This window comes from Pseudomonas emilianonis (assembly GCF_023072625.1).
In the GTDB taxonomy this organism is placed as follows: domain Bacteria; phylum Pseudomonadota; class Gammaproteobacteria; order Pseudomonadales; family Pseudomonadaceae; genus Aquipseudomonas; species Aquipseudomonas paraveronii.
In genome coordinates, this window is the sequence record NZ_JAKNRV010000491.1 from 1 (window position 1) to 3161 (window position 3161).

The following is a 3161-nucleotide window of genomic DNA, read 5'->3' on the forward strand; positions in this document are numbered from 1 at the left end:
CTGAGCCGCGTGATGGCCGAGGTCGCCCGTGAAGTGGTGGTGATGGTCGAATCCGACAAGATCGGCCGCAAGATTCCCAACCTGGAACTGCCCTGGAGCAGCGTCCATACCCTGATCACCGATGATCGCCTGCCGCATGAGGCCCGCGACCAGATCCAAGCCCGCGGCATTACGCTGATATGCGCGGCAATCATCTAGGAGAAACACCATGTGTGGCATTGTTGGCGCAGTCGCTGAACGTAACATCACCCCCATCCTGATCGAAGGCCTCAAACGCCTGGAATACCGCGGCTATGACAGCGCCGGTGTGGCGGTCTTCACCAACGCCGGCAAGCTGGAGCGCCTGCGTCGGCCGGGCAAGGTCAGCGAGTTGGACCAAGCCCTGGCCGGTGAACCGCTGGTCGGCCGCCTGGGCATCGCCCACACCCGTTGGGCCACCCACGGTGCGCCGTGCGAACGTAACGCCCACCCGCACTTCTCCGGCGACGTGGCCGTGGTACACAACGGCATCATCGAAAACCACGAAGTGCTGCGTGAACAGTTGAAGGGCCTGGGTTACGTGTTCACCTCGGACACCGACACCGAAGTCATCGCCCACCTGCTCAACCACAAGCTCAAGGACTACAGCGACCTGACCACCGCCCTCAAGGCCACGGTCAAGGAACTGCACGGCGCCTACGGCCTGGCCGTGATCTGCGCGAGCCAACCCGACCGCGTCGTTGCCGCACGCAGTGGCAGCCCGCTGGTGATCGGCCTGGGCCTGGGGGAAAACTTCCTCGCCTCCGACCAACTGGCCCTGCGCCAGGTCACCGACCGCTTCATGTACCTGGAAGAGGGCGATATTGCCGACATCCGCCGTGACAGCGTGGCGATCTGGGACGTAAACGGCAATTCCGTCGAGCGCGAAGCCGTGCAATACCGCGACGGCGCCGAAGCGGCCGACAAGGGCGCGTTCCGCCACTTCATGCTCAAGGAAATCCACGAGCAACCGGCCGTGGTGCAACGCACCCTGGAAGGTCGCCTTGGCGACAAGCAAGTACTGGTCAACGCCTTCGGCCCGCAAGCCGCTGAGCTGTTCGCCAAGGTGCGCAATGTCCAGATCGTGGCCTGCGGCACCAGCTACCACGCCGGGATGGTTGCGCGTTACTGGCTGGAAGAACTGGCCGGTATTCCGTGCCAGGTCGAAGTCGCCAGCGAATTCCGCTACCGCAAGGTGGTGGTGCAGCCCGACAGCCTATTCGTGACCATCTCCCAGTCCGGTGAAACTGCCGACACCCTGGCCGCCCTGCGCAACGCCAAAGAGCTCGGCTTCCTCGCCAGCCTGGCGATCTGCAACGTCAGCATCAGCTCCCTGGTGCGTGAGTCCGACCTTACCCTGCTGACCCAGGCCGGTCGCGAAATCGGTGTTGCCTCCACTAAAGCCTTCACCACCCAACTGGTCGGCCTGCTGTTGCTGACCCTGTCCCTGGGCCAAGTGCGTGGCACCCTGGCCCCCGGCGTCGAAGCCACCCTGGTGGAAGAACTGCGCCGCCTGCCGACCCGCCTCGGCGAAGCGCTGGCGATGGACAGCACCGTGGAAAAAGTCGCCGAGCTGTTCGCCGACAAGAACCACACCCTGTTCCTCGGCCGTGGTGCGCAATACCCGGTGGCGATGGAAGGCGCCCTCAAGCTCAAGGAAATTTCGTACATCCACGCCGAAGCCTACCCGGCCGGCGAACTGAAACACGGCCCATTGGCCCTGGTGGATGACGACATGCCAGTGGTCACCGTCGCGCCGAACAACGAACTGCTGGAGAAGCTCAAGTCCAACCTGCAGGAAGTGCGCGCCCGTGGCGGCCAACTGATCGTCTTCGCTGACGAGAAAGCCGGCATGGTCAACGGCGAAGGCACCTACGTCATCAACATGCCGCACATCCACGACACCCTGTCGCCGATCCTCTACACCCTCCCGCTGCAATTGCTGTCGTACTACGTCGCCGTGCTCAAAGGCACCGACGTTGACCAGCCGCGCAACCTGGCGAAGTCGGTGACGGTGGAGTAATACGGCTGGCGCCTGGAGGCCCGCCGGGTCTCCAGGCTCGACCCAGCCCCACGAACGGACGCGACATCGATGGACACGCCCTTCTGCCCAATCCACGCCCGTTTGAACAATCGCCACTTTACGGTAGCGAACAACGCCCACGGGCTATCCGGTGCCGGCACGGTGTTTCATTACCTTGTCGAAGGCGATGCCATTTCCGGCACTTACCAAGGCGGTCGAATCCGCATGGGCACGCAGGTCGGGCGCGTGACAGGCGCCGATACCATCGAGTTGCTGTATCAATGCCTGACGCTTGAGGGCGAGCTGCTGGCCGGCTGGTCACGCGGCACGGTGGGCGCGGATCAGGCCGGGCGTGCCACGTTGAGCTTCGTGTGGGGATGGTTGTCGGGCGCGACGGGCGGTGGGGAGTCGAGCTACGTGGAGACTAGTGCTTAGCGGTTAAGCGCGTTCGCCCGATCACGGCACAAACTCCACCCTCAGCCCCCGGCTCGCACTGCGCCCCTGATCATCACTGACCCGCAACCGATACTCCCCCGACTTGCCCGGTCGCCAATTTAGCGTGGATTGCGGCGGGCCTTGGCCGATCAGGGTCTGGTCGGCAAACCAGTACAACGTCGTCGCATCGCTGGCCGCATTGGCATTCAGCGCAATGCTCTCCTGCGGCTGGGACAGGCGCAGTTGATAGCTCACCTGGGTCAGCGGCGAGCGGATCTGCGGGGCTTCGCTCTGGTCGCTGATGCGGTTGGGCTGGCAGTTTTTCATCACGCTGGGCGGCGTGCGTCGCGCCAGGCCGGCGGCGCGGTAAAGGCGTTGTACGTCGCTGGGCCAGAACTCGAAGACTTCTTCGCGGGTGTACTGCGGGTCGAACGGCGGGCAGGCGGCTTTGCCGGTGCGGGTGTCGATCAGCACCGGGCGGTGCAGGTTGGACACGCGAATCGGTGAGACGCCGGGGATGTACCAGGTCTTGCGGGTTTGCGGGCACCAGCGGTTGGGCAACTCGCCGGAGGCCGCGCAGACGTCGATGCGGATCAGCCCGGGCGGCGGCTTGTCGGGTTTGATCTGCACGTTGGGCAAGGCCAGGGGCAGGGCGTCGGCGATGCGGAAGAACAGCGGCGCGGCG

Annotated in this window: 2 protein-coding genes and 2 pseudogenes; 3 read left to right on the top strand and 1 reads right to left on the bottom strand. The window is 64.6% G+C overall.

Features of this window, described 5'->3' with window-relative positions:
• From L9Z73_RS28140 to L9Z73_RS28150, 3 genes and pseudogenes are all read left to right on the top strand, one after another.
• Positions 1 to 198: pseudogene (locus L9Z73_RS28140) on the top strand (XRE family transcriptional regulator); the annotation flags it as partial.
• Between the two features lie 10 nt (positions 199 to 208).
• Positions 209 to 2041 (top strand): glutamine--fructose-6-phosphate transaminase (isomerizing), encoded by a 1833-nt coding sequence (gene glmS, locus L9Z73_RS28145; protein WP_247408019.1) that lies wholly within the window; start codon positions 209 to 211, stop codon positions 2039 to 2041.
• 69 nt (positions 2042 to 2110) lie between these two features.
• The gene (locus L9Z73_RS28150; protein ID WP_247408021.1) at positions 2111 to 2476 is read left to right on the top strand and encodes a hypothetical protein; all 366 of its coding nucleotides are present in this window, start codon (positions 2111 to 2113) and stop codon (positions 2474 to 2476) included.
• Positions 2477 to 2497: 21 nt separating this feature from the next.
• Here the strand turns inward: L9Z73_RS28150 and L9Z73_RS28155 are convergent.
• Positions 2498 to 3161, bottom strand: a pseudogene (locus L9Z73_RS28155) (penicillin-binding protein 1C); the annotation flags it as partial.

Bases quoted from the DNA above. Each gene is read 5' to 3' on its own strand.
- glmS (WP_247408019.1), top strand. From the start codon at position 209: ATGTGTGGCATTGTTGGCGCAGTCGCTGAACGTAACATCACCCCCATC.
- L9Z73_RS28150 (WP_247408021.1), top strand. From the start codon at position 2,111: ATGGACACGCCCTTCTGCCCAATCCACGCCCGTTTGAACAATCGCCAC.